The sequence below is a fragment of the Streptomyces sp. NBC_00442 genome (assembly GCF_036014195.1).
Taxonomy (GTDB): domain Bacteria; phylum Actinomycetota; class Actinomycetes; order Streptomycetales; family Streptomycetaceae; genus Streptomyces.
Map to the genome: position 1 here is coordinate 2,944,365 of NZ_CP107918.1, position 23,722 is coordinate 2,968,086.

Consider the following 23,722-nt stretch of genomic DNA (forward strand, 5'->3'; position numbering starts at 1 on the left):
TCAGGACCCCGCGGTGACGTTGGCAAGGACGACCACGGCGGCCGCCAGGACGAGTGAGCCGGCCAGCAGCGCGCCGAGGTAGCTCTGCACATTGCCGTTCTGCGCCCGGCGCACGGCCCGGCCGAGCCAGCGCGGCCCGGCGCTCGCAGCGCGCACGTACGTCTCGACGACCTCCCGGTCAAGGAAGCGGACCAGGTCGGCCGCGGCCAGGGCAGGGCGCACGAACAGGGCGTGGTAGACGGCGTCCAGGTGGAAGCCGGTGGCCGCGTGGCGGTGCAGCGGGCCGAGCAGGAACCGGCCCGGGTCGGCCGGGTCGGGGGCGGACGCGATGGAGCCGTAGACCTCGGTGTGGCTGGCGATGGCCTCCTCCTCGACCAGGCTGCCGTCGCCCTCGGGGTGCGCGGCGACGGCGCCCATCGGGGTGCGGGCGGCCAGGGCCGAGGTGTGGCGCCAGGCGGCGTAGGTGACCAGGCCGCCGACCACGGCGACGCCCGTGGACAGTACGGCGGTGGTGACAGCCGGGGTGAGGGCGCGTCCGTCGAACCAGTCGCCGAGGTAGCCGGTGGTCAGTCCGAACGCGAGGGAGGGGATGGCGAGCACCCACAGGACGGCGTTCATGACGATGGGCTGACGACCGTGGTCCGGGGCTTCGGCTCCCCTGCCGCGGAAGGCGAGCAGCCACAGGCGCATCGCGTACGCGGCGGTGAGCAGGGCGGCCAGGAGTCCGGCGATCAGCACGGTCCAGCCGGCGCCCGGCGGGGCGACCTGGCTCTCGCCGAGCGCGGTGTGCTCGGCGGCGGACAGGACGGCTTCCTTGGAGAAGAAGCCGGCGAACGGCGGGATCGCGGCGAGCGCGAGCAGGGCGACGGTCATCGTCCAGAACGCGTCGGGGATTTGCTTGGCGAGGCCGCCCATGCGGGACATGACGGTCAGGGAGTTGGTGCCGGTCGCGTGGATGACCACACCGGCGGCGAGGAAGAGCAGCGCCTTGAAGGCGCCGTGCGACAGGAGGTGGAAGACGGCGGCCCCGCGGTCGCCGACGGCCAGGGCGCCCGACAGATAGCCGAGCTGGCCGATGGTCGAGTAGGCGAGGACGCGTTTGATGTCGTCCTGGGCGAGCGCGGCAAGACCCGAGCCGACCATGGTGATCGCGGCCATCACGGCGAGCACCGTCATCGCGGCGGCGGACGCGGCGAAGACGGGGAGCAGCCGGGCCACGAAGTAGATGCCGGCGGCGACCATCGTCGCGGCGTGGATCAGCGCGGAGACCGGGGTCGGGCCGGCCATCGCGTCGGGCAGCCAGGTGTGCAGCGGGAACTGGGCGGACTTGCCGGCCACGCCCGCGAGCAGCAGCAGGGCGATGAGGGTGGGGTGGTCGATGCCGCCGGTCAGGGCGGCCTGGACGACGCCGGTGATCCGGAACGTACCGGCGTCGGTGGCGAGCGCGAACAGACCGATGAGGAAGGGGACGTCGCCGAGCTTGGTGACCAGGAAGGCCTTCAGGGAGGCGGCCCGCGCCTCGGGGGTCTCCCAGTAGTGGCCGACCAGGAAGTAGGAGCAGATGCCCATGACCTCCCAGCCGACCAGGAGCACCATCAGGTCGCCGGAGTAGACGACGAGCAGCATCGCGGAGGTGAACAGGGACACGAGCGCGGCGTACGAGGTGTAGCGCGGGTCGTCGCGGAGGTAGCCCGTCGAGTAGAGCTGCACGCAGGTGGCGACCAGGCCGACGAGGACGGCGACGAGGACGGCGAACCCGTCCAGGTGGAGGGCCAGTTCGATCGGCACCGAGCCGGTCGGCGTGAGCCGGGTGGCCGCGTCGATCGCCTTGCCGCCGCCCTGGTCGACGGCGACGACGACGGCGAGGACGAACGCGGCGAACGTGGGGAGCACCGCGAGCGGGCGGACGAAGCCGGGGGCGCGGCGGCCGAGCAGCAGGCCGGCCGCGGCTCCCAGGAACGGAAGGAGCGGAACGAGGACGGCGAGGGTCGTGGTGGTCACGCGGCGGCCTCAGCCTTCTGTGCCGGGGCGGCGGGGTCTTCGGGACCCTCGGGGTCTTCGGGGCCGGCCGGGTCGGGGCCGCGGCCCTCGGCGGTGTCACGGAGCTTGTCGATGTCGGCGGTACCGCGGTTGCGGTACACGGCGAGCACGATCGCGAGGCCGATGCCGATCTCGGCGGCGGCGATGGCGATGGTGAACAGGGTGAGCGCCTGGCCGGCGTGGAGGCTGTCGCGCAGCCAGACGTCGAAGGCGACGAGGTTGAGGTTGACGGCGTTGAGCATCAGCTCGACGGACATCAGGACCAGGATCGCGTTGCGTCGCGCGAGCACACCGTAGAGGCCGGTGCAGAACAGGAGGACGGCGAGCACGGCGGGATAGGCGAGGTGCATCAGCGCGACTCCGTCTCACGGGGGGCGGCGGCGTCCGCGGAGGTGTCGCCGGTGCCCGGGGTGCCGCTCTTGCGGGACAGCACGATCGCACCGACCAGCGCCGCGAGGAGCAGGACGGACAGCGCCTCGAAGGGCAGCACCCAGTGCCGGAAGAGAATCTCTCCGGACACCTTGGTGGAGCCCTGGGCGGGTCCGTCCAGATCGATCCAGCTCGTGCGGAAACCGTCCACGACGACCCAGACGAGGGTTCCGGCCGCGGCGACGGCCACCGTGAGCGCCACCCAGCGGTTGTTGGAGTCGGCGTCCGGGGAGCGGCCGATGGGGGCCCTGGTCAGCATCAGTCCGAACAGGAGGAGCACCACGATCGAGCCGACGTAGATGAGGACCTGCACCCAGGCGATGAACTCGGCGGTGAGCAGGAGGTATTCGACGGCGAGGCCGCCGAGCGCCACGACGAGCCACAGGGCGGCGTGCACCAGCTGCCGGGTCGTGACGGTCATGACGGCCGCGCCGAGGGTGGCGATGCCGACGAGGAGGAAGGCGATCTCCACGCCGGTCGGCGACAGGAAGCCCTGCGGCGCGGTGAGGGCCGCCTGGGCGAGGATCGCGCTCATGCCCGACCTCCCTCGGGGCCGGAGTCCGGGTTCGGGGCGGGGTCCGTGGGAGCGGCGCCGTCGGTGCCGGCCTGCGCGCCCTCGCTCCCGGCCTGCGCGGCTTCGGCTGCCTGGGCGGCGGCCAGTTTGTCGGCGGCCTTGCGGGCGGCGACGACTTCCTTGGGCTCCTCGGCGCCGGGGTCGAGCGCGGGCGGGGCCGGGACCGTCCACATCCAGTCGCGCAGCTTGTCGCGCTCGTGGGTGAGCTCGTGGATGTCCGTCTCCGCGTACTCGAACTCGGGGGACCAGAACAGCGCGTCGAAGGGGCACACCTCGATGCAGATGCCGCAGTACATGCAGAGCGAGAAGTCGATGGCGAACCGGTCGAGGACATTGCGGCTGCGTTCGCGGCCGCCCTCGACGGCGGCGGGCACCGTCTCCTTGTGGGAGTCGATGTAGATGCACCAGTCGGGGCACTCGCGGGCGCACAGCATGCACACCGTGCAGTTCTCCTCGAACAGGCCGATCACGCCCCGGCTGCGGGGCGGGAGTTCGGGCTGGACATCGGGGTACTGCGCGGTGACGGTCTTCTTCGTCATCGTGCGGAGTGTGACGGCGAGGCCCTTGGCGAGGCCGGAACCGGGGACAGCCATTAGCTGATCGCCACCTTCACGATGCCGGTGAGCGCGATCTGGGCGAGCGCGAGCGGGATGAGTGTGGTCCAGGCGAGCTTCTGCAGTTGGTCCTCGCGGAGGCGGGGGTAGCTGACCCGGAGCCAGATGACGACGAAGGCGAGCACGGCCGTCTTGAGCAGGGTCCAGACCCAGCCGAGGCCGTCGGCGCCCCACGGGCCGTGCCAGCCGCCGAGGAACAGAACGGTGGTGAGGCCGCACAGGACGACGATGCCGGCGTACTCGGCGAGCAGGAACAGCGCGAAGCGCAGGCCCGTGTACTCGGTGTACGCGCCGAAGATGATCTCGGAGTCGGCGACGGGCATGTCGAAGGGCGGGCGCTGGAGTTCGGCGAGACCGGCGACGAAGAAGACGAGCGCGCCGGTGATCTGCCAGGGCAGCCACCACCAGTGGAAGGCGTTGAGGATGCCGGGCAGCGAGACCGTGCCGGCGGCCATCGCCACGGAGGCGGCGGCGAGCAGCATCGGCAGCTCGTACGCGAGGAGCTGGGCGGCGGTGCGCAGTCCGCCCAGGAGGGAGAACTTGTTGGCCGAGGCCCAGCCCGCCATGAGCGAGCCGAGCACGCCCACGCCCATCACGGCGAGCACGAAGAAGATGCCCGCGTCGACGGCCTGGCCGACCGCGCCCGCGCTCGGGCCGATGGGGACGGCCACGAGGACGAGGAGGTAGGGCAGCAGGGCGACGGCGGGGGCGAGCTGGAAGATCCGCCGGTCGGCCGCGGCCGGGACGATGTCTTCCTTCTGTGCGAACTTCACGCCGTCCGCGACGAGTTGGGCCCAGCCGTGGAAGCCGCCGGCGTACATCGGGCCGAGCCGGCCCTGCATGTGCGCCATCACCTTGTGCTCGGCCTGCCCCACGACCAGCGGGAGGACGAGGAACACGACGAAGACGACGACCAGCCTGATGGCGACGTCGAGTGCGTCATTCACGCGGGTCGCCTCCGGCGGGGTCGTTGGGGTGGGCGGGTTCGTTCGGTCCGGCGGGTTCGTTCGGTCCGGCGGGTTCGTTCTGTTCGGCGGGTTCGTTCGGTCCGGCTTCACCGGTTCCGGCATCCGGGGCGGGTTCCGCCTCCGGTCCCTCGTCGGCGAAGGCGGGTTTGGGGTGGTGCCAGGGGGCGTCGGAGCTGCGGGTACGCGGCCGCGCGGCGGCCCCGCCCGGCCCGGACTCCTCCGCCGCACCCGGAGCCGCTTCCGTCCCCGGGGTCACCGGAGTCGCCCCCGCATCCGGAGTGGCCGGGTTCGCCGGACCGGCCGGAGTCGCCCCCGCATCCGGGGTCGCCGGAGTGGTCGGGGCGGCCTCCGTCGCCTGCGAGGCCGAGCCCTCCGATGCCGTGCGGGCCCGCCGCACCGGACGGTCGCCCGCCGCGCGCACGGGACGCTCCCCCGCCGCGCGGGCCGGGCGGTCGCCCGCCGCGCGTGGGGTTCGGGCCGGGCGGGACGGGGCCGGGGGGAGCTGGCCCTTCAGGGGGCCCCACTCGTTGGGGTCGGGGACGCCGGGCGGAAGCATCTGACGGCGCTTGGGCCCGCCGTGTGCCGCACCCGCCGCGGGCTCGCCGGGCTCCTTCGCTCCCGGCCACGCCTTCGCGACGCGCGCCGCGAGGACGAAGTCCTTGCGCAGGGGGTGGCCCTCGAAGTTCTCGGGGAGGAGCAGCGGCACCAGGTGCGGATGGCCGGCGAATTCGACACCGAACATCTCGTGGGTCTCGCGCTCGTGCCAGGCCGCGCCCGCGTACACGTCGATGGCCGAGGGCAGCGCGGGGGCCGTGTGCGGGACGGTCGTGCGCAGGAGCAGGCGGCGGACCGTGCCGTCGGCCAGGGCGACGACATGGGCGCAGACCTGGAAGCCCGCGTCCGGTTCGTCGACCGCGCTCAGCCAGTCGAAGTAGGTGCAGCCCAGCTGGTCGCGGGCGGTCTGGAGCGCCGCGATCCAGGAGTCGGCGGGCACGTCGACGGTGAGCAGGCCGTACGCCCGCGCCGCCGTGGCCTGCTCGCCGAAGACGTCGGTGACGCCGTCCGGCAGGGTGTCGTACGCGTTCACGCCCGGCCCTCCCCGGGGGTCGGCGGCGCGGCGACGAGCCCGCTGGTCAGCTGGGCCGGGGTGGCCGCGTTCGCGTACCGCTCGCCGAGCGATTCGCGGGCGATCTTCTCCTGGAGCTTGAGGATGCCCTGGAGCAGCGCCTCGGGCCGGGGCGGGCAGCCGGGCACGTACACGTCGACCGGGATGATCTGGTCGACGCCCTTGGTCACCGAGTACGAGTCCCAGTACGGGCCGCCGCAGTTGGAGCATGCGCCGAAGGAGATGACGTACTTGGGCTCGGGCATCTGCTCGTACAGCCGCTTGACCGCGGGCGCCATCTTGTCCGTCACCGTGCCGGAGACGATCATGAGGTCGGCCTGGCGCGGTCCGGGCGCGAAGGGGATCACGCCGAGCCGGATGAAGTCGTGGCGGGCCATGGAGGCCGCGATGAACTCGATGGCGCAGCAGGCGAGGCCGAAGTTGAAGACCCACAGGCTGTAGCGGCGGCCCCAGTTGAGGACCACCTTCATCGGCGCGGGGGCCAGCCTCGACAGGACGCCGAGCCGCTGCGGTTCGGGCAGCAACTGGGGGTCGGGCAGCGGCTGCGGCTCGGGCACCTGCTGGGGGTTGGTCACGTCCATTCCAGGACGCCCTTCTTCCATGCGTAGAGCAGTCCCAGGGCCAGGAAGCCCAGGAAGATGAACATCTCGACGAGGGTCGTCGCGCCGAAGCCCGCGGCCGCGAAGACGGTCGCCCAGGGGAAGAGGAAGATCGAGTCGACGGCGAAGATCACGTACAGGAAGGCGTAGACGTAGTAGCGGACCTGGGTGTGGGCCCAGCCCTCGCCGACCGGGTCGACTCCGCACTCGTACGTCAGCAGCTTCTCCGGCGTGGGCACGGCGGGCCGCAGCAGCCGCCCGGCCCCGAAGGCCACGGCGACGAACAGCACTCCGATCACGGCGAGGAGGCCGACGACCGAATAACTGTGGAAGTAGTCGGCAGCCAACGCCGGCGTATGGCGCACGGTCGGTTCCGGCACGTCGCGCCCCTCGTTCCTGGCCTCGATGGTCTCGTCGCGCCCCGTTCGACGCTGTGTACGGTCGGGAGTCTAGGCCCTGCTAAGGGCCCCCTTGGAAGGCGCGTCTCGCGGGCTGGGCCGCCGGGGTGGGGTTTTCCCCCGTACAAGAGGGTGCGGCACCCCATGGCGCCGCCGATCCCGGCCCGGCACCCTGGGGACCATGACCAGGACCCTCCGCGACCAGCAGCGGTACGCAGCACCACCCGCAGGCGGCCCCGCCGGCGCCGGCACGGACGCGCCGCCCGTGGTGCGGTTCGCCTACGACCGGCACACGTGGAAGGAGGTCGTCCACCTCCTCGCCGACCTCCCGATGGGGATCTTCGGATTCGTCTACGTCGTCGTGATGGTCGTGCTGGGGCTCGGTCTTTCCGTCACCGTGATCGGTCTTCCGCTGCTCGCGGCGGGCCTGCTCGGCGCGCGTCAGCTGGGTAAGGCGGAGCGGGCCAGGGCGCGGGGTCTGCTCGGGGTGAGCGTCGAGGAACCCACACCCATCCCGGCGAGCCCGAGCAGGCACGGCGGGTTCTTCCCCTGGCTGTGGACGAGCCTGCGGGACCCGGTGGCCTGGCGCAATGTGCTGTACGAGTTCGTGCGGCTGCCCTGGGGGATCCTCACCTTCGCCGTGACACTGGTCTCACTCGTCGTGGCCTGGCCGGTGCTCGGGTTCGTCGTGCGCGGGCTCGCCAACGTCGACCGGATGATGGTGCGCGCCCTGCTCTCGCCCTCCGACAGCCTTGAGCGGCGGATCGCCGAGCTGGAGTCCGACCGGGGCGTGGTCGTGGACACGGCCGCCGCCGACCTGCGGCGCATCGAACGGGATCTGCACGACGGGGCGCAGGCCCGTCTGGTGGCGCTCGCCATGGGGCTCGGCCTGGCCAAGGAGAAGCTGCTCGAAGACCCGGACGCGGCGGCCGTCATGGTCGACGAGGCGCACGGCGAGGTGAAGCTGGCCCTCCAGGAGCTGCGCGACCTGGCCCGCGGCATCCATCCCGCGGTCCTCACCGACCGCGGCCTGGACGCGGCCCTGTCCTCCGTCGCCTCGCGCTGCACGGTCCCGGTGAAGGTCGCGGTCGACCTGCCGGCCCGGCCGGCCCCCGCCATCGAGGGCATCGCGTACTTCACGGTCTCCGAGCTGCTCCAGAACGTCAGCAAGCACAGCAGGGCGCGGGCCGCGTCGGTCGAGGTGTGGCGCAGCGCCGAACGGCTGCTGATCCAGGTCGAGGACAACGGTGTGGGCGGCGCGCGGCTCGACGGCGGCAGCGGCATGGCGGGGCTCGCTGAGCGGCTCGGGGCGGTGGACGGGCTGCTCGTCCTCGAATCGCCCGTCGGCGGCCCGACCGTCGTGACGGCCGAACTGCCGTGGCGCGACCGGGGACCGAAGGACTGATTCCGCTCCCTGGCCGCCCGGAGGTAGGGAAAACCCCCGGCCGAAGAGGGTGACCGGCTCCATGGTCGCGGGCGGCGCCGGACGCGAAGCTGGTGTTCAAGAGGGGCCGCGGTCACGACGGCGGCCGCATCACGAGTGAGGGACGGGGACAGGACCGATGGCCATGGAGACGGAGTACGGGTACGGCGGGGCGCACTCCCGGGAGCCGCGGCGGCACTTCCTTCCGCCGGTGCTGCGCGCCCCGTTCGAGGGCCGGACGTTCCGCGAGTTCGGCTACCTCCTGCTGAGCATGCCGATCAGCGTGGTGCTGTTCTGCTGGGCCGTCGTCATGGTGTCGATGAGCGCCGGGCTCCTGGTCACCTTCGTCGGCATTCCTCTCATGGCGGTCAGCCTGCTGGGCTGCCGCGCCTTCGGGGTGATGGAGCGGGCGCGGGCGCGGGCGCTGCTCGGGGTGGAGATCGCCGAGCCGCGGTCGGTGCGCTCGCGGGGCGGCGTCATGGCCTGGGTCGGCGGGATCCTCAAGAGCGGGGTCTCCTGGCGCCACCTGCTCTACTCGGTCGTGCACTTCCCGTGGGCGCTCTTCGCCTTCATCACCTCGGTGACGACGTGGACGGTGGGCTGGACGCTGCTGTCGTACCCGCTGTGGCAGTGGGTGTTCCCGGCGTACACCAACCAGGACGGCATTCAGGTCTACGGCGGCGACAAGCACAACGTCTACCTGGACACTCCCGCCACGGTCGCCCTGACGGCGGCGGTCGGGCTGCTGATCACGCTGGTCGTGCCGTGGCTGATCCGGGCGCTCGCCGCGATGGACAAGGTGCTCGTGGTGGGTCTGCTCGGCCCGTCCCGGCTGGAGGAGCGGGTGAGCGAACTGGAGTCGGACCGCGGCGTCGTGGTGGACACCACGTCGGCCGACCTGCGGCGCATCGAGCGGGATCTGCACGACGGGGCGCAGGCCCGTCTGGTGGCGCTCGCCATGGATCTGGGTCTGGCCAAGGAGAAGCTGACCGAGGACCCGAAGGCGGCGGCCGCGATGGTCGACGAGGCGCACGGCGAGGTCAAGGTCGCGCTCCAGGAGCTGCGCGACCTGGCCCGCGGCATCCATCCCGCGGTCCTCACCGACCGCGGCCTGGACGCGGCCCTGTCCTCCGTCGCCTCACGCTGCACGGTCCCGGTGAAGGTCGAGGTGGACCTGCCGGCCCGGCCGGTCCCGGCGATCGAGGGCATCGCGTACTACACCGTCTCCGAGCTGCTCCAGAACGTCAGCAAGCACAGCGGTGCGAGCCGGGCGACGGTCGATGTGTGGCGCGCCGGCGACCGGCTGATGCTCCAGGTCGGTGACAACGGGCGCGGCGGGGCCGACGCCTCGGCCGGCTCGGGGCTTGCGGGACTCGCCGAGCGGCTGGACGCGGTGGACGGCATCCTGGCCGTCGACTCGCCGCCCGGCGGGCCGACCACGATCACGGCGGAGCTGCCGTGGCGGGCGTAGGGCCGCCCCCTCGCTCCTGACGGCCCCCCGGCCCTCGACCCTCGGTCCCCAAACACGGGGCCGGGGGTTTTTGCCTGGCGGGGGCGGATTCTTGCCCGAATGCTGGGATGCTGGGTGGGCACAACGCCACGGCTCGCACAGGGCCGTGGGGCGGGCCCCGACGGGAGCCCGCCCGGAGAAGCAACGGAGCACGGGGGGCTGCAAAGTCGTGGAGGACAGGGTGCGGGTGGTCATCGCCGAGGATTCGGTGCTGCTCAGGGAGGGCCTGACCCGGCTGCTGACCGACCGGGGGCATGACGTCGTCGCGGGTGTGGGCGACGGCGACGCGCTGGTCAAAACGGTGGGCGAGCTGGCCGAAGCGGGCACGCCGCCCGACGTGGTGGTGGCGGACGTACGGATGCCGCCGACGCACACCGACGAGGGCGTGCGCGCCGCCGTGCTGCTGCGGGCGCGGTACCCGGGGATCGGGGTGCTGGTGCTCAGCCAGTACGTGGAGGAGCAGTACGCCACGGAGCTGCTCGCCGGGTCGAGCCGGGGCGTCGGGTATCTCCTGAAGGACCGGGTCGCCGAGGTGCGGGAGTTCGTCGAGGCCGTGGTGCGGGTCGCCCGGGGCGGCACCGCTCTGGACCCCGAGGTCGTGGCCCAGCTCCTGGGGCGCAGCCGCAAGCAGGACGTGCTGGCCCATCTGACGCCGCGTGAGCGGGAGGTGCTCGGCCTGATGGCGGAGGGGCGGACGAACTCCGCGATCGCCAAGCAGCTGGTCGTCAGCGACGGAGCCGTCGAGAAGCACGTCAGCAACATCTTCCTGAAGCTGGGGCTCTCGCCGAGCGTCGGGGACCACCGGCGCGTCCTCGCGGTCCTGACGTACATCAACTCATGACCGTGTGGCGCCCTGTCGGGGATCGAGCGGGACCCTGCCGCCGGGGGCGAAAGTCGGTCACCGGGCCGGATCGGGTCACCCCTCGCGGGGACCCCCGGCGCGGCGCGGCCCGGCGGACTCCCCGAGCAACCGGCGAGGGAGTCCCGGGCGTCTGAGAGAAGGGTCCGGGGGCGAACAGATCGTGGCAGTTCAGGGCAGTGAGGCGTCTCAAAAGAGCGTCCAATATGTGAGCGGTCCAGGGAAGGCCACCCTTACCGACGTAGGGTGGGCCTTGGCGCTACCGGTCGGCCGGATGCGCCCGAGCAGCCGCCCGAGGGAGGTCCAGTTCAGTGACCAGCCAGGTCAGTAGCCCAGCCGAGCAGGCCGACGGAGCCGATGAGGCTCTCGTCGGGGAGCAGCGCAGGCCCGCCGAGAAGGAAGTGCGGCGCCTCGACCGCGTCATCATCCGCTTCGCGGGTGACTCGGGCGACGGCATGCAGCTCACCGGCGACCGGTTCACTTCGGAGACCGCGTCGTTCGGCAACGACTTGTCGACGCTGCCGAACTTCCCGGCCGAGATCCGGGCACCTGCCGGAACGCTGCCGGGCGTCTCCAGTTTCCAGCTCCACTTCGCCGACCACGACATCCTCACGCCGGGCGACGCGCCCAACGTGCTGGTGGCGATGAACCCGGCGGCGCTGAAGGCGAACCTTGCGGACGTGCCGCGCGGCGCCGACATCATCGTGAACACGGACGAGTTCGCCAAGCGCGCGATGGCCAAGGTCGGTTACGACACCTCCCCCCTCGACGACGGCTCGCTCGCGGCGTACAACGTGCACCCGGTGCCGTTGACGACGCTGACGGTCGAGGCGCTCAAGGAGTTCGGGCTCTCCCGCAAGGAGGCCGAGCGCTCGAAGAACATGTTCGCGCTCGGGCTGCTGTCGTGGATGTACCACCGGCCCACGGAGGGCACGGAGAAGTTCCTGCGGGCCAAGTTCGCGAAGAAGCCGGCGATCGCCGAGGCGAACGTGGCCGCGTTCCGCGCCGGGTGGAACTTCGGCGAGACCACCGAGGACTTCGCGGTGTCCTACGAGGTCGCGCCGGCGACCACGGCCTTCCCGGCCGGCACCTACCGCAACATTTCGGGCAACCTTGCCCTGTCGTACGGTCTGATCGCGGCGGGGCGGCAGGCGGACCTGCCGCTCTACCTCGGCTCGTACCCGATCACGCCGGCCTCCGACATCCTGCACGAGCTGTCGCGCCACAAGAACTTCGGCGTGCGCACCTTCCAGGCGGAGGACGAGATCGCGGGTATCGGCGCGGCGCTCGGCGCGGCGTTCGGCGGCTCGCTCGCCGTCACCACCACCTCAGGGCCGGGCGTGGCCCTGAAGTCCGAGGCGATCGGCCTTGCCGTCTCGCTCGAACTGCCGCTGCTGATCGTGGACATCCAGCGCGGCGGCCCCTCCACGGGCCTGCCGACCAAGACCGAGCAGGCCGACCTGCTCCAGGCGATGTACGGCCGCAACGGCGAGGCGCCCGTGCCGATCGTGGCGCCGAAGACGCCCGCCGACTGCTTCGACGCGGCGATGGACGCGGCCCGCATCGCGCTGGCCTACCGCACCCCGGTCTTCCTGCTCTCGGACGGCTACCTGGCCAACGGCTCCGAGCCGTGGCGGATCCCCGAGACCGACGAACTGCCCGATCTGCGCGTGCAGTTCGCGTCCGGCCCCAACCACACCCTGGCCGACGGCACCGAGGTGTTCTGGCCCTACAAGCGCGACCCGCAGACCCTGGCCCGCCCCTGGGCGATCCCTGGCACCCCGGGTCTCGAACACCGCATCGGCGGCATCGAGAAGCAGGACGGCACGGGCAACATCTCCTACGACCCGGCCAACCACGACTTCATGGTCCGCGTCCGCCAGGCCAAGATCGACGGCATCGAGGTCCCCGACCTGACGGTGGACGACCCGGACGGCGCCCGCACCCTCGTCCTCGGCTGGGGCTCCACCTACGGTCCCATCACCGCCGCCGTCCGCAGACTGCGTGCCCAGGGCGAGCCCATCGCCCAGGCCCATCTTCGGCACATCAACCCCTTCCCGAAGAACCTCGGCGAGATCCTGGCCCGCTACGACAAGGTCGTCGTGCCGGAGATGAACCTGGGCCAGCTCGCCACCCTGATCCGCGCCAAGTACCTGGTCGACGCACAGTCCTACAACCAGGTCAACGGCATGCCGTTCAAGGCGGAGCAGCTCGCCACCGCGCTCAAGGAGGCCATCCATGCCTGACGCTCACAGCAACGAGCTCCTGCAGCTGGTCCCCAGGGCCGAGGGCAAGCAGACGATGAAGGACTTCAAGTCCGACCAGGAAGTGCGCTGGTGCCCCGGCTGCGGCGACTACGCGGTCCTGGCCGCCGTGCAGGGCTTCATGCCCGAGCTCGGCCTGGCCAAGGAGAACATCGTCTTCGTCTCCGGCATCGGCTGCTCCTCCCGCTTCCCGTACTACATGAACACGTACGGGATGCACTCCATCCACGGCCGCGCCCCGGCGATCGCGACCGGCCTCGCCTCCTCGCGCCGGGACCTGAGCGTGTGGGTGGTCACCGGTGACGGCGACGCCCTGTCCATCGGCGGCAACCACCTCATCCACGCGCTCCGCCGCAACGTGAACCTCAAGATCCTGCTGTTCAACAACCGGATCTACGGCCTGACCAAGGGCCAGTACTCCCCCACCTCCGAGGTCGGCAAGATCACCAAGTCGACGCCGATGGGGTCGCTCGACTCGCCGTTCAACCCGGTGTCCCTGGCGATCGGCGCGGAGGCGTCGTTCGTCGCGCGCACCGTCGACTCCGACCGCAAGCACCTCACCGAGGTGCTGCGCCAGGCCGCCGAGCACCCGGGCACCGCGCTGGTGGAGATCTACCAGAACTGCAACATCTTCAACGACGGCGCCTTCGAGGTCCTCAAGGACAAGGAGCGGGCGGAGGAGGCCGTGATCCGCCTGGAGCACGGGCAGCCGATCCGGTTCGGCGCCGACGGCGCCAAGGGCGTGATCCGCGACGCGGCCACCGGCGACCTCGTGGTCGTGCCCGTCACGCCCGAGAACGAGGCGGACATCCTGGTCCACGACGCGCACAACGCCTCGCCGACCACGGCGTTCGCGCTGTCCCGTCTCGCCGACCCGGACACCCTGCACCACACCCCGATCGGTGTCTTCCGTTCCGTGGACCGTCCGGTCTACGACACGCTGATGGCCGATCAGCTCGACACGGCCATCGAGCAGAACGGCAAGGGCGACCTGGGCGCGCTGCTCGCGGGCAAGGACACCTGGACCGTCGTCGGCTGATCCAGTGGCATGAGCGCCGGGTGCCCGGCCGGGGAGTCTGCGCGGACCCCGGGCCGGGCACCCGTACTCATGGGTCATGGACCGTCTCACCTACCGCGTCAAGCGGCGCCTGCTCGGCAGGCCCCTCACCACGGAACGCGCCGGCGACCAGAGGCTGAGCAACCGCACGGCGCTCGGGGTCCTGGCGTCGGACTGCATCAGCTCGTCGGCGTACGGCTCCGAGGAGATGCTCCGGGTGCTGGTCCCGGTGGCGGGGGCGGCCGCGTTCTCGCTGCTCATGCCGGTGACCGGGGCGATCCTGCTCGTTCTGCTCCTGCTGACGCTCTGCTACAGCGACGTCGTCATGATCTACACCCGGGCCGGCGGTTCCTACGTCGTGGCCCGCGAGAACTTCGGCCCGACCGTCGCGCAGATCGCCGCGGTCGCCCTGCTCGTCGACTACATCGTGACGGTCGCCGTCCAGGTCTCGGCCGGCACCAGCGCGATCGTCTCCCTCGCCCACCTGGCCGGCGGCGGCCCCACCGCGATGGACCACCTCCAACTCCCGCTCTCCATCGGGGTGATCCTGGTCCTCGCGTACGGAAACCTGCGTGGGCTGCGCGAGGCGGGCCGGCTGTTCGCGCTGCCCGCCTACCTCTTCATGGCCGCCGTGGGCCTGATGCTCGCCGTGTCCGCCGTGCGCGGCCTGACCGGCGGGCTGCCCCGGGCCGACCTGCACGCGGCGGGCGTGGTCCCCGTCGGCACCCCGGGGAACGGCTGGCTGTACGGGGCCTCGCTGTTCATCGTGCTGCGCGCCTTCGCCAACGGCGGCTCCTCGCTGACCGGCCTGGAGGCGATCTCCAACGGCGTCTCGGTGTTCCGCGATCCCCAGGGCCGCAACGCCCGCCGCACCCTTCTCACCATGAGCTGTGTCCTCGGCGCCCTCGTCCTCGGCGTCTCCGCCCTCGCCCACGTCACGCACGCGGTCCCCTACGCGGACGGCACCCCGACGGTGATCGCGCAGGAGGCCCATTTCGCCTTCGGCGGCGGGGTGCTGGGGACGGTGGGTCTGGCCTTCGTGCAGCTGGCGACGGCCCTCGTGCTCTACACCGGCGCCAACACCCCGTTCACCGGTTTTCCGTTCCTGGCGAGCTTCGTCGCCGAAGACCGCTTCCTGCCACGCCTGTTGACCCGGCGTGGACACCGGCTCGCCTTCTCCAACGGGATCATCGCGCTGACCGCCGTCTCCCTGGCCCTGCTGATCGCGACCGGCGCGAACGTGGACAGGCTGGTGGCGCTGTACGCGATCGGGGTGTTCACGGCGTTCACGATGGCCGGGGCGGGGCTCACCGCGTACCACTGGCGCCGTCGCGAGCGGCACCGGCGCCTCAAGCTCGGCGTCAACACCCTGGCGGCCGTGGTCTCCGCCGCCGTCGTCGTGATCTTCGCCGTCACCAAGTTCACGGAGGGCGCCTGGCTGGTGGTGGTGATCTTCCCGCTCGGGGTGTGGGCACTGACCCGGATCAACCGCGAGTACCGGCGCGAGGCCGCGGCGCTCACCACCCTCCAGGCACCGGGCGCCGATCGGCGGCCGCCGGGGCGGCACGTGGTGTTCGTCCTCGTCGAGACGCTCGACCTGGCCACCCTCAAGGCGCTGCGGTACGCGCACGAGGTGCGGCCCGACGACATCAGGGCCGTCCACTTCGCGGTCGACGAGCCGCGTGCGCGCGAACTCGCGGCGGCCTGGGAGGCGACGGCGGCGACCTCGGTCCCCCTGGATCTCTTCGCGTGCCCCGACCGGCGCCTGCGCCACGCCATGGTGGAACTGGCCGGCCGCACCACCGAGGACGGCGCGACGTCCCTGACCGTCATGGTCCCCCGGCGTCTCTACGGCAACGCGCTGGGCAAACTGCTGCACCGCGGCACGGCCGAGCAGATGGCGAAGGCTCTGGAGCACCTTCCGTCCGTAGCCGTGACGATCCTGCCCTTCGACGTGTCCCGCGCGCTGCGCCTCCTGGACGCCGGCCACGCGCCCCAGCCGGACTGATCTACGCGGACTTGGCCTCCCGAGCGGCGTCGTAGGCGGCCCGCGCCCGCTGCACGTCCTCCATCCGCACCCCGGTCCACCGCGCCAGCGCCCGCACCTGCTCGGCGGCCTCCCGGCCGAGCGGGGTGAGCGAATAGTCGACGCGGGGCGGGATCACCGGCTTGGCATCGCGGTGCACGAAGCCGTCGCGCTCCAGCGTCTGGAGGGTCTGGGCCAGCATCTTCTCGCTGACCTTGCTGACCTCGCTGATGCTGCCGATCGCGCGGCGCAGTTCGCTGAAGCGGTACGAGCGCTCCAGGAGCGCGTCAAGGATCAGGACGCCCCACCGGCTGGTCACGTGCTCAAGGACGAGCCGGTGCGGACACATGCCCTCACGCCGGGCCCACTCGCCACGGGTCCACTCACTTACCGCCATAGCAGTACCTTACTTCAAGGTGGGTACTTACGAGAAGTTAGCACTAACCGTACGGTGGAGAGAGCCGGAGGCACCCCATCCGCGACCCTCCCCCCGTCCCACCAAGGAGATCCACCATGAGCATCGTCATCACAGGAGCCACCGGAGCGCTGGGCACCCTCGTCGTGGAGGAGCTGCTCGCCCGGGTACCGGTGAGCGAGGTCGTCGCCGTCGTCCGCGACAGGGAGAAGGCGGCCGGGCTCGCCGAGCGGGGCGTCGAGCTGCGGGTGGCCGACTACGACGAGCCCGCCACGCTGGCCGGCGCCTTCCGGTCCGGCGACCGGGTGCTGCTGATCTCGGGCAGCGAGGTCGGGCGCCGGGTGCCGCAGCACACGGCGGTGATCGAGGCGGCGAAGGCCGCCGGCGTGGCCCAGCTCGCCTACACGGGCATGTTCGGCGGCCCCGACGCCGACCTCGCGCTGGCCGACGAGCACAAGGCGACGGAGCGGCTGATCCTCGACTCGGGCCTGCCGTACACGTTCCTGCGCAACGGCTGGTACACCGAGAACTACACGGCCAACCTCGCCCCGGCCCTCGAACACGGAGCGGTCCTCTCCAACGCGGGCGAGGGCCGGGTCGCCTCGGCCGCCCGCGCGGACTACGCCGCCGCCGCGGCGGTGGTGCTGACCGAGGACGGCCACCTCGGCCGGGCCTACGAGCTGAGCGGTGACGTGGCGTACTCCTTCGCCGAGTACGCGGCCGAGGTCGCCGCCGCGTCGGGCAAGCCGGTCACCCACACCTCGGTCGCCCCCGAGGCCCACCTCGCGGTGCTGACCGGCGCGGGCGTGCCGGCCGCATTCGCGGAACTCCTGGTCGACGTCGACCACGCCATAGAGCGGGGCCTGCTGTCCGGCACCCCGGGCGACCTCGCCCGCCTGATCGGCCGCCCGACCACCCCGATGGCCACGTCGGTCCGCGCCGCCCTGGCGTCGTAACCCGGCGCCCGCCGCGTCCCGCACCCCGCGGCCCGCGGCCGTCAGGACCATATTGCGGTACGCACATGACACCCTTCCCGGTTCGGCGCTACCTTCAGCGGGATCCAGCGCGCACCGGGAGGGCCAGTGGCCGAGGAACCAGCGGGACACCAGGCGGGACGCCTGACAGACCTGACGGAACAGGAGTCGGGACAGCAGGCGGGACAACAGCGGGCCGGCCTGCTGTACGGGATCGGCGCGTACGGGATGTGGGGGCTCGTCCCCCTGTTCTGGCCGCTCCTCGAACCCGCCGACGCCCTGGAGATCCTGGCCCACCGCATGGTGTGGTCCCTCGTGCTCGTGGCGGCCGTCCTGATCGTGCTGCGCCGCTGGGCGTGGATCGGCGAGCTGGTGCGCCGGCCGCGCAGGCTGGCGCTCATAGCCGTCGCCGCCGTCGTGATCACCGTCAACTGGGGCGTCTACATCTGGTCGGTCAACTCCGGCCATGTGGTGGAGGCGTCGCTCGGCTACTTCATCAACCCGCTCGTCACCATCGCGATGGGTGTGCTGATCCTCAAGGAGCGCCTGCGGCGGGCCCAATGGGCGGCGGTCGGGATCGGTGTGGCGGCCGTGGTGGTCCTGACGGTGGGCTACGGCCGGCCGCCGTGGATCTCCCTCACGCTGGCGTTCTCGTTCGCGACGTACGGCCTGGTGAAGAAGCAGGTGAACCTCGGCGGGCTCGAATCGCTGGCCGCGGAGACGGCCGTGCAGTTCCTGCCTGCCCTCGGTTACCTGATCTGGCTGAGTGCCGAAGGGCGGTCCACGTTCGCGACCGGGGGCGCGGGGCACGCGGCGCTGCTCGCCGCGACCGGTGTGGTGACCGCGATTCCGCTGGTCTGTTTCGGCGGCGCGGCGATCCGGGTGCCGCTCTCGACGCTCGGCCTGCTCCAGTACCTGGCACCGGTCTTCCAGCTCCTGCTGGGCATCGTGTACTTCCACGAGGAGATGCCGCCGGAGCGCTGGGCGGGCTTCGCGCTGGTGTGGCTCGCCCTGACCCTCCTGACCTGGGACGCCCTGCACACCGCCCGGCTCTCCCGCAGGGCCCTCACGGCAGCGGTGGCCAACGCGCCGGGCCGCGCCGGGCCGCTGGACCTGATCCCGCCCCCGAGCCTGGCGCCGGAGGCGCCGTCCGCCCCGAGGACCCCGCCTGCGCCGACGGCCTGAGGGGCGGCCCCGGGGAAAAGGGCGAGACACCCCCGCCCCGCCCCCGCTACCCTCGCCCCATGCCCACGTACTCGTACTACTTCTTCCGCTGACACCCCCGCGGCCGCACTCCCGCAGCCGCGCCATGCCCTCAGCCAGGAAGAAGCCCGTACCGAGTACCCCAGGGATCCCCCATGCGCCCACGCGCCCAACACCCGTCGCACCCGTCGCACCCCTCCCAACTGACCCTCACCGCCGTCCGCAAGGCCTACGGCGACCGCACCGTCCTCGAAGACGTGTCGTTCGCGGTCCGCCCCGGCGAGCGCGTCGCCGTCATCGGCGAGAACGGGTCCGGCAAGTCCACCCTGCTGCGGCTGCTCGCCGGCGCCGAGCGGCCCGACAGCGGCGAGGTCACCGCCGTCTTCCCGGGCGGCACCGGCCACCTCGCCCAGACCCTCGGCCTCGCTCCCGACCGCACCGTCCAGGACGCCGTGGACTTCGCGCTGTCCGACCTGCGCACCCTCGAAGCGGACATCCGCACGGCGGAAGCCCGCCTCGCGGACGCGTCCGAGGCCCAACTCGCGGCGTACGGCGATCTGTTGAGCGCCTACGAGGAGCGCGACGGCTACCGCGCCGGAGCCCGTACCGACGCCGCACTGCACGCGCTCGGCCTCGCCCACCTGACCCGCGACCGCGCGCTCGGTTCGCTGTCCGGCGGCGAGCGGTCCCGCCTCGCACTGGCCTGCGTACTGGCCGGCGCTCCCGAGCTGCTGCTGCTCGACGAACCGACCAACCACCTCGACCGCCACGCCGTCGACTGGCTGGCCGGACAACTGCGCACCCACCGCGGCACGTTGATGGTCGTCACCCACGACCGCGCCTTCCTCGAACGCGTCTCCACGACGATCCTCGAAGTGGACCGGGACCTGCGGACGGTCGTCCGGTACGGAGACGGCTGGGCCGGATACCGCACGGCGCGGGCCGCGGCGCGCCGCCGCCGGGAGCTGGCGCACCAGGAGTGGGCCGAGGAGCTGACCCGTACGCACGAACTGGTCGAGGCCGCGGGCCGTCGCCTCGCGGCCGCCGGAAGGGACCCGGGCCAGGGCTTCGGCAAGCACCGCCGCTCCTCGGAGGCGAAGCTGTCCGGGCAGGTCAGGGCGGCCAGGACGCGCCTGGACCAATTGCGGCGCGAGCCGGTCGCGGCGCCGCCGCCACCCCTGCGCTTCAGCGCCCGCCTCACCACGGCGGCGAACGCCGCACCCGAGGGCCCGCTCGTCGAGCTGACGGACGTGAGGGTGGGCGACCGCCTCGACGTGCCCTACCTGGCCGTCAAGCCGGGGCAGCGCCTACTGGTGTCCGGACCCAACGGCGCGGGCAAGACCACGCTGCTCCGCGTCGTGGCCGGCGACCTCGTTCCGGACACGGGCGGCGCAAAGCGGATGAGTCGTCATATCGGTTATCTGGCACAGGAGTTGCCCGCAGAACGGGAGGCGGCCGCGACTCAGGGGATGACCCTTCTCAGTGCGTACGCCGCCGGACGCCCCGGCCTCCCCGACGAGTACGCCGACGAGCTGCTGACCCTCGGCCTGTTCCGGGAGGAGGACCTCGCCGCGCCGGTCGCGGCGCTCTCCGTCGGTCAGCGGCGCCGGCTGGAGCTGGCCCGTCTGGTGACCCGCCCCGCCGATCTCCTCGTCCTGGACGAGCCGACCAATCACGTGTCGCTCGCACTGGTCGAGGAGGTGGAGGAGGCGCTGGCCGGCTACCCGGGCGCGATCGTCGTGGTCTCGCACGACGAACGCTTCCGGTCGTCCTTCACCGGCGACCGGCTGGAACTCCGCGCGGGCAGCCCAGTGAGCTGACGAAGCGCCATTCATTTCCCGAAGACTCACTGACGCCCCCTGGAGCCCCCTGAAGGCTCGGGGACCTCCCAGGGGAGCCTCCTCGAAGATTCCCCGGAGACAACAAGCATGCACATGCATATACTGCATGTGCATGCTTCTTTGGGCCACGACAGGCCTGGGCTACGTACGGAGGGGACCATGGCTCGCGACTTCCTTTTCCTGCTCGGCAGCACCCGCGAGGGCGGCAACACCGAGGCACTCGCACGGCAGGCCGCGGAGCAGTTGCCCGCGGGCGACACCGCCCGCTGGCTGACCCTGACCGACCTCGAACTCCCGCCGTTCCGCGACACCCGCAACACCGAGGGCCGCATACCGCCCGCCCCCACCGGCGATGCCGCGATGCTCATGGAGGCGACCCTGGCCGCCACCGACCTGGTGATCGTCTCGCCCCTGTACTGGTACAGCGTCTCGACCCCGGTCAAGCACTACCTCGACCACTGGGCGGACTGGCTCCACCACCCCGAACTCGACTTCAAGGAACGCATCTCCGACCACACGTTGTGGGGCGTGACCGTGCTGGCCGGAGCCGACCACTCCGTGGCCGACCCCCTGGTGGGCACCCTGCGCCACTCGGCCGCGTACCTGAACATGCGGTGGGGCGGTGTGCTCCTCGGCACCGCCGGCCGGCCCGGCGAGATCGAGGGCGACCTCGGCGCCCTCACCCGCGCGAAGACCTTCTTCAGCTCGACGCCGGTGCCCGCAACGCACGCATGACATGAGCCACCAGCTCGTCCACCCGATCCCTCGTGGGAAGCGGGCGGCGCAGCGCATGGCGGTAGTAGAGCGGGCCGTAGAGCATTTCGACAGCCAGCGGCAGATCCGCGTCCGGGGGCAACTGGCCCTGCTCCTGGGCGCGTTGCATGCGCTCGTAGACCAGCGCGACGCGCGGGATGACGAACCGCTCGTTGACCGTCGTGGCCAGCCGCTCGTCGTGCAGTACCTCGGAGAGGATCCCGGTGTACGCGGGGCCGGCCACGGGCGCGCTGAACAGGTGCACCAGGCTGTTGATGTGGGTGCTCAGGTCGGCGTCGATGACGCCGGTGTCGGGGAACGGCGTGTCACTGACCACGAGTTCGGTCACCGCGTCGAGCAGGACGGCGCCCTTCGTGGGCCACCAGCGGTAGATCGTCTTCTTGCTGACCCCGGCGCGCGCCGCGATGGCCTCGATGGTGACCTTGCCGTATCCGTTCTCCGTGCACAGGTCGAGCGCGGCCGACAGGGTCGCGCGACGCGACTTCTCGCTGCGCCGCCGTGAGTTCGGGGCGGACTCGGACGGGGTGATCATGTCCTCACTCTACGAGCAGGCCCGGAACCGGATTGACACCAGAACGTACGGCTCCAACAATGACACGGGAAACGGAACGTGTCGTGTCGAGCCGTCACGGGGGTGGGCTCGACGCGACCGTACCGCTTCCCCCTCGCGCCGGGTTCAGGCGCTGATGTCCTTCGTCGTGAAGCGTGCCCACGCGGCCGAGCCGAACACCGCCACGTACAGGGCCTGGAGTTCGAGGTTCTTCACCAGCTGGTCCCAGTAGACGGGTTCGCGCAGGACGTCCGCGAAGGACAGCCAGTAGTGCGGGAACAGGTACGGTCCGACCGCCTGCAACTGCGGTATCTGGCCCAGGATCTGCACCGTGATCAGCAGCCCGACGGTCGAGGCCATCGCCGCGATCCCGCTGTTGGTCAGCGTCGAGATGAACAGGCCGAGCGCGGCCAGCCCGGACAGCGAGACGGCGACCACCCCGGCGACCGCGGCCGCCCGCAGCAGCCCGTCCACGAACGAGATCTGTGTGCCGGAGATCGTCGTGACCTCGCCCAGCGGGAAGAGCAGCGCGCCGACCGCGAGCGCGGACGCCGCGACCACCAGCGTGGCCGTCAGGCAGAACACGAGCACCGAGGCGTACTTGGCAAGCAGCAGCCGGGTGCGGCCGGCCGGGGCGACGAGCAGATAGCGCAGGGTGCCCGAGCCGGCTTCGCCCGCCACGGCGTCCCCCGCCACCACGCCGACCGCCATCGGCAGGAAGACCGGCAGGGTGGCCGCGAGGGCCGCGAAGACCAGGAAGAGCCCGTTGTTGGTGATCTGCGAGACGAAGGCGGGGCCGTCGCCGCCCCTGCCGCCGCCACCTCCGCCGCCGCCCGTCTCGATCCGTACCGCGATGCCGATGAGGACCGGCACCGCGGCGAGCACCCCGAGCAGTGCGAGCGTGCGCCAGCGGCGCAGCACGGTGACGATCTCGGAGCGGAAGAGGCCGAGCGACCACAGGACGCTCGGCTTGCGCGCGGCCGCCGGCCGCGGATCCCGGTCCGTCACGCCCACCGCCTCAGCCCGCGACATCGAAGCCCTCCCCGGTCAGTGCGACGAACGCGTCCTCCAGGGAGGCCCGCTCGGCCGCGAATCCCCGCACCCGCACCCCCGCCCGCACGAGCTCGGCGTTGATGTCCGCCAACTCCACGTCGTCATGCGGCAGTTCGCCTGTTACGCGGTCCTCTCCGGCCACCGTCACATCGGCGATCCCGCGCTCTTTGAGGAGGCGGGCCGCCGCCCCGGTGTCCGGGGTGGTCACCGCGAGCCGCCCGCGCGCGCCGCCCGCGAGTTCGGCCACCTCGCCCTGGACGACGAGCCTGCCCTGGTTCATCACCGCGGCATGCGAGCAGACCTGCTCGATCTCGTCGAGGAGGTGCGAGGAGAGGAAGACGGTCGTGCCGTCGTCCGCCAACTCCCTGATGAGGGAACGGATCTCACGCATGCCCTGCGGGTCGAGACCGTTGGTCGGCTCGTCCAGGACGAGCAGGTCCCTGCGCTGGAGCAGGGCCGACGCCAGACCGAGGCGCTGCTTCATGCCCAGGGAGTACGCCCGCGCCTTCTTGCCCGCCGTGACCGTGAGTCCCACCCGGTCGAGGGCCGCCGCCACCCGGGCGGCGCGGGTGCGCGGGTCGGCGGTGGGGTCGGCCGCGTCGTAGCGCAGCAGATTGTCGCGGCCCGACAGGAACGGGTAGAGGGCCGGCCCCTCGATGAGGGCGCCGACCCGGGGCAGCACCGTGCGAGCGCCCCGCGGCATGGGCCGGTCGAGGACCCGCGCGGTGCCGGACGTCGGTTCGATGAGCCCCATCAGCATGCGGATGGTGGTGGTCTTGCCGGAGCCGTTGGGGCCGAGGAAGCCGAAGACGCTGCCGCGGGGCACGGTGAGGTCGAGCCCGTCCACGGCCAGCTGACCGCCGCGGAACCGCTTGCTCAGGCCCCGCGTCTCGATGACCGCCGAACTGTTGCCCACCGCGCCCCTTCCCGAACCGGAGGCCGAACCTCCGGGCTCCGCCCACGCCCGAAAGGCTCCAGACCTCTGAAAGGCCCGCCAGACCCCTGGAGGGGCCGGGCCCGGCCCG

At 71.9% G+C, this 23,722-nt stretch carries 22 protein-coding genes; 10 read left to right on the forward strand and 12 right to left on the reverse strand.

Translation table 11 applies throughout. The features are described from left to right. The 8 genes from OG432_RS13240 to OG432_RS13275 are packed head-to-tail and all read right to left on the reverse strand — an operon-like array spanning position 1 to position 6,730. The gene (locus OG432_RS13240; RefSeq protein ID WP_328311043.1) at positions 1-2,001 is read right to left on the reverse strand and encodes an NADH-quinone oxidoreductase subunit 5 family protein; all 2,001 of its coding nucleotides are present in this window, start codon (positions 1,999-2,001) and stop codon (positions 1-3) included. Then, positions 1,998-2,390, reverse strand: a complete 393-nt coding sequence (gene nuoK / locus OG432_RS13245; RefSeq protein WP_328311045.1) for an NADH-quinone oxidoreductase subunit NuoK — start codon at positions 2,388-2,390, stop codon at positions 1,998-2,000. The genes OG432_RS13240 and nuoK overlap by 4 nt, the downstream gene beginning before the upstream one ends. Further along, positions 2,390-3,004, reverse strand: coding sequence for an NADH-quinone oxidoreductase subunit J family protein (locus OG432_RS13250; protein WP_328311047.1), 615 nt, complete (start codon positions 3,002-3,004; stop codon positions 2,390-2,392). Before OG432_RS13250 ends, nuoK begins: the two co-directional genes overlap by 1 nt. Beyond that, positions 3,001-3,636 carry a NuoI/complex I 23 kDa subunit family protein gene (locus OG432_RS13255; RefSeq protein WP_328311049.1) on the reverse strand — a complete coding sequence of 212 codons (636 nt, stop codon included), beginning with the start codon at positions 3,634-3,636 and terminating at the stop codon, positions 3,001-3,003. The genes OG432_RS13250 and OG432_RS13255 overlap by 4 nt, the downstream gene beginning before the upstream one ends. Beyond that, complete coding sequence (locus OG432_RS13260; RefSeq protein ID WP_328311050.1) at positions 3,636-4,604, reverse strand: complex I subunit 1/NuoH family protein; 969 nt, start codon at positions 4,602-4,604, stop codon at positions 3,636-3,638. Before OG432_RS13260 ends, OG432_RS13255 begins: the two co-directional genes overlap by 1 nt. Next, positions 4,597-5,712, reverse strand: coding sequence for an NADH-quinone oxidoreductase subunit C (locus OG432_RS13265; RefSeq protein ID WP_328311052.1), 1,116 nt, complete (start codon positions 5,710-5,712; stop codon positions 4,597-4,599). Before OG432_RS13265 ends, OG432_RS13260 begins: the two co-directional genes overlap by 8 nt. Beyond that, positions 5,709-6,332: an NADH-quinone oxidoreductase subunit B gene (locus OG432_RS13270; protein WP_328311054.1), complete on the reverse strand. Its 624-nt coding sequence runs from the start codon at positions 6,330-6,332 to the stop codon at positions 5,709-5,711. The genes OG432_RS13265 and OG432_RS13270 overlap by 4 nt, the downstream gene beginning before the upstream one ends. Next, complete coding sequence (locus OG432_RS13275) at positions 6,323-6,730, reverse strand: NADH-quinone oxidoreductase subunit A (RefSeq protein WP_328311056.1); 408 nt, start codon at positions 6,728-6,730, stop codon at positions 6,323-6,325. Before OG432_RS13275 ends, OG432_RS13270 begins: the two co-directional genes overlap by 10 nt. Positions 6,731-6,929: 199 nt before the next feature. Here OG432_RS13275 and OG432_RS13280 point away from each other — a divergent pair, with 199 nt between their 5' ends. The 6 genes from OG432_RS13280 (at position 6,930) to OG432_RS13305 (ending at position 15,869) form a co-directional block, all read left to right on the forward strand. Beyond that, a complete protein-coding gene (locus tag OG432_RS13280) occupies positions 6,930-8,153 on the forward strand; it encodes a sensor histidine kinase (RefSeq protein WP_328311058.1) in 1,224 nt (407 codons plus the stop codon). Between the two features lie 163 nt (positions 8,154-8,316). Continuing rightward, positions 8,317-9,642, forward strand: coding sequence for a sensor histidine kinase (locus tag OG432_RS13285; RefSeq protein WP_328315089.1), 1,326 nt, complete (start codon positions 8,317-8,319; stop codon positions 9,640-9,642). Between the two features lie 220 nt (positions 9,643-9,862). Beyond that, complete coding sequence (locus tag OG432_RS13290) at positions 9,863-10,522, forward strand: response regulator transcription factor (protein WP_328315090.1); 660 nt, start codon at positions 9,863-9,865, stop codon at positions 10,520-10,522. A 329-nt stretch (positions 10,523-10,851) separates the two neighbouring features. Further along, positions 10,852-12,786, forward strand: coding sequence for a 2-oxoacid:acceptor oxidoreductase subunit alpha (locus tag OG432_RS13295; RefSeq protein ID WP_328311059.1), 1,935 nt, complete (start codon positions 10,852-10,854; stop codon positions 12,784-12,786). Next, positions 12,779-13,843 (forward strand): 2-oxoacid:ferredoxin oxidoreductase subunit beta, encoded by a 1,065-nt coding sequence (locus OG432_RS13300; protein ID WP_328311061.1) that lies wholly within the window; start codon positions 12,779-12,781, stop codon positions 13,841-13,843. Before OG432_RS13295 ends, OG432_RS13300 begins: the two co-directional genes overlap by 8 nt. 76 nt (positions 13,844-13,919) lie before the next feature. After that, positions 13,920-15,869: an APC family permease gene (locus OG432_RS13305; RefSeq protein WP_328311063.1), complete on the forward strand. Its 1,950-nt coding sequence runs from the start codon at positions 13,920-13,922 to the stop codon at positions 15,867-15,869. A gap of 1 nt (position 15,870) precedes the next feature. On the opposite strand, the gene OG432_RS13310 is transcribed toward OG432_RS13305, so the two are convergent. Continuing rightward, on the reverse strand, positions 15,871-16,284 hold the full coding sequence (locus OG432_RS13310; protein ID WP_328311065.1) for a winged helix-turn-helix transcriptional regulator: 414 nt from the start codon (positions 16,282-16,284) through the stop codon (positions 15,871-15,873). 116 nt (positions 16,285-16,400) lie between these two features. Here OG432_RS13310 and OG432_RS13315 point away from each other — a divergent pair, with 116 nt between their 5' ends. From OG432_RS13315 to OG432_RS13330, 4 genes are all read left to right on the forward strand, one after another. Next, positions 16,401-17,258, forward strand: coding sequence for an SDR family oxidoreductase (locus tag OG432_RS13315; protein WP_328311068.1), 858 nt, complete (start codon positions 16,401-16,403; stop codon positions 17,256-17,258). 246 nt (positions 17,259-17,504) lie between these two features. Continuing rightward, the gene (gene rarD / locus OG432_RS13320) at positions 17,505-18,461 is read left to right on the forward strand and encodes an EamA family transporter RarD (RefSeq protein ID WP_443058569.1); all 957 of its coding nucleotides are present in this window, start codon (positions 17,505-17,507) and stop codon (positions 18,459-18,461) included. Positions 18,462-18,634: 173 nt separating this feature from the next. After that, on the forward strand, positions 18,635-20,299 hold the full coding sequence (abc-f, locus tag OG432_RS13325) for a ribosomal protection-like ABC-F family protein (RefSeq protein WP_328311070.1): 1,665 nt from the start codon (positions 18,635-18,637) through the stop codon (positions 20,297-20,299). A gap of 180 nt (positions 20,300-20,479) precedes the next feature. Next, on the forward strand, positions 20,480-21,055 hold the full coding sequence (locus OG432_RS13330) for a flavodoxin family protein (RefSeq protein ID WP_328311072.1): 576 nt from the start codon (positions 20,480-20,482) through the stop codon (positions 21,053-21,055). Here the strand turns inward: OG432_RS13330 and OG432_RS13335 are convergent. The 3 genes from OG432_RS13335 to OG432_RS13345 all read right to left on the reverse strand — a co-directional run bounded on the left by OG432_RS13335 (position 21,021) and on the right by OG432_RS13345 (position 23,613). After that, entirely contained in the window at positions 21,021-21,626 is a 606-nt protein-coding gene (locus OG432_RS13335; RefSeq protein ID WP_328311074.1) for a TetR/AcrR family transcriptional regulator, read from the reverse strand. The genes OG432_RS13330 and OG432_RS13335 overlap by 35 nt on opposite strands. A gap of 144 nt (positions 21,627-21,770) precedes the next feature. After that, on the reverse strand, positions 21,771-22,676 hold the full coding sequence (locus tag OG432_RS13340) for an ABC transporter permease (RefSeq protein ID WP_328311076.1): 906 nt from the start codon (positions 22,674-22,676) through the stop codon (positions 21,771-21,773). Beyond that, positions 22,663-23,613 (reverse strand): ABC transporter ATP-binding protein, encoded by a 951-nt coding sequence (locus tag OG432_RS13345; protein WP_328311078.1) that lies wholly within the window; start codon positions 23,611-23,613, stop codon positions 22,663-22,665. Before OG432_RS13345 ends, OG432_RS13340 begins: the two co-directional genes overlap by 14 nt. Positions 23,614-23,722: the final 109 nt, after the last annotated feature.

Excerpts from the sequence above, each read along its gene's own strand:
- nuoK (WP_328311045.1), bottom strand. The coding sequence starts at position 2,390 with ATGCACCTCGCCTATCCCGCCGTGCTCGCCGTCCTCCTGTTCTGCACC.
- OG432_RS13250 (WP_328311047.1), bottom strand. The coding sequence starts at position 3,004 with ATGAGCGCGATCCTCGCCCAGGCGGCCCTCACCGCGCCGCAGGGCTTC.
- OG432_RS13255 (WP_328311049.1), bottom strand. The coding sequence starts at position 3,636 with ATGGCTGTCCCCGGTTCCGGCCTCGCCAAGGGCCTCGCCGTCACACTC.
- OG432_RS13270 (WP_328311054.1), bottom strand. The coding sequence starts at position 6,332 with ATGGACGTGACCAACCCCCAGCAGGTGCCCGAGCCGCAGCCGCTGCCC.
- OG432_RS13280 (WP_328311058.1), top strand. The coding sequence starts at position 6,930 with ATGACCAGGACCCTCCGCGACCAGCAGCGGTACGCAGCACCACCCGCA.
- OG432_RS13285 (WP_328315089.1), top strand. The coding sequence starts at position 8,317 with ATGGAGACGGAGTACGGGTACGGCGGGGCGCACTCCCGGGAGCCGCGG.
- OG432_RS13300 (WP_328311061.1), top strand. The coding sequence starts at position 12,779 with ATGCCTGACGCTCACAGCAACGAGCTCCTGCAGCTGGTCCCCAGGGCC.
- OG432_RS13305 (WP_328311063.1), top strand. The coding sequence starts at position 13,920 with ATGGACCGTCTCACCTACCGCGTCAAGCGGCGCCTGCTCGGCAGGCCC.
- OG432_RS13310 (WP_328311065.1), bottom strand. The coding sequence starts at position 16,284 with ATGGCGGTAAGTGAGTGGACCCGTGGCGAGTGGGCCCGGCGTGAGGGC.
- OG432_RS13315 (WP_328311068.1), top strand. The coding sequence starts at position 16,401 with ATGAGCATCGTCATCACAGGAGCCACCGGAGCGCTGGGCACCCTCGTC.
- rarD (WP_443058569.1), top strand. The coding sequence starts at position 17,505 with ATGTGGGGGCTCGTCCCCCTGTTCTGGCCGCTCCTCGAACCCGCCGAC.
- abc-f (WP_328311070.1), top strand. The coding sequence starts at position 18,635 with ATGCGCCCACGCGCCCAACACCCGTCGCACCCGTCGCACCCCTCCCAA.
- OG432_RS13330 (WP_328311072.1), top strand. The coding sequence starts at position 20,480 with ATGGCTCGCGACTTCCTTTTCCTGCTCGGCAGCACCCGCGAGGGCGGC.
- OG432_RS13335 (WP_328311074.1), bottom strand. The coding sequence starts at position 21,626 with ATGATCACCCCGTCCGAGTCCGCCCCGAACTCACGGCGGCGCAGCGAG.
- OG432_RS13340 (WP_328311076.1), bottom strand. The coding sequence starts at position 22,676 with ATGTCGCGGGCTGAGGCGGTGGGCGTGACGGACCGGGATCCGCGGCCG.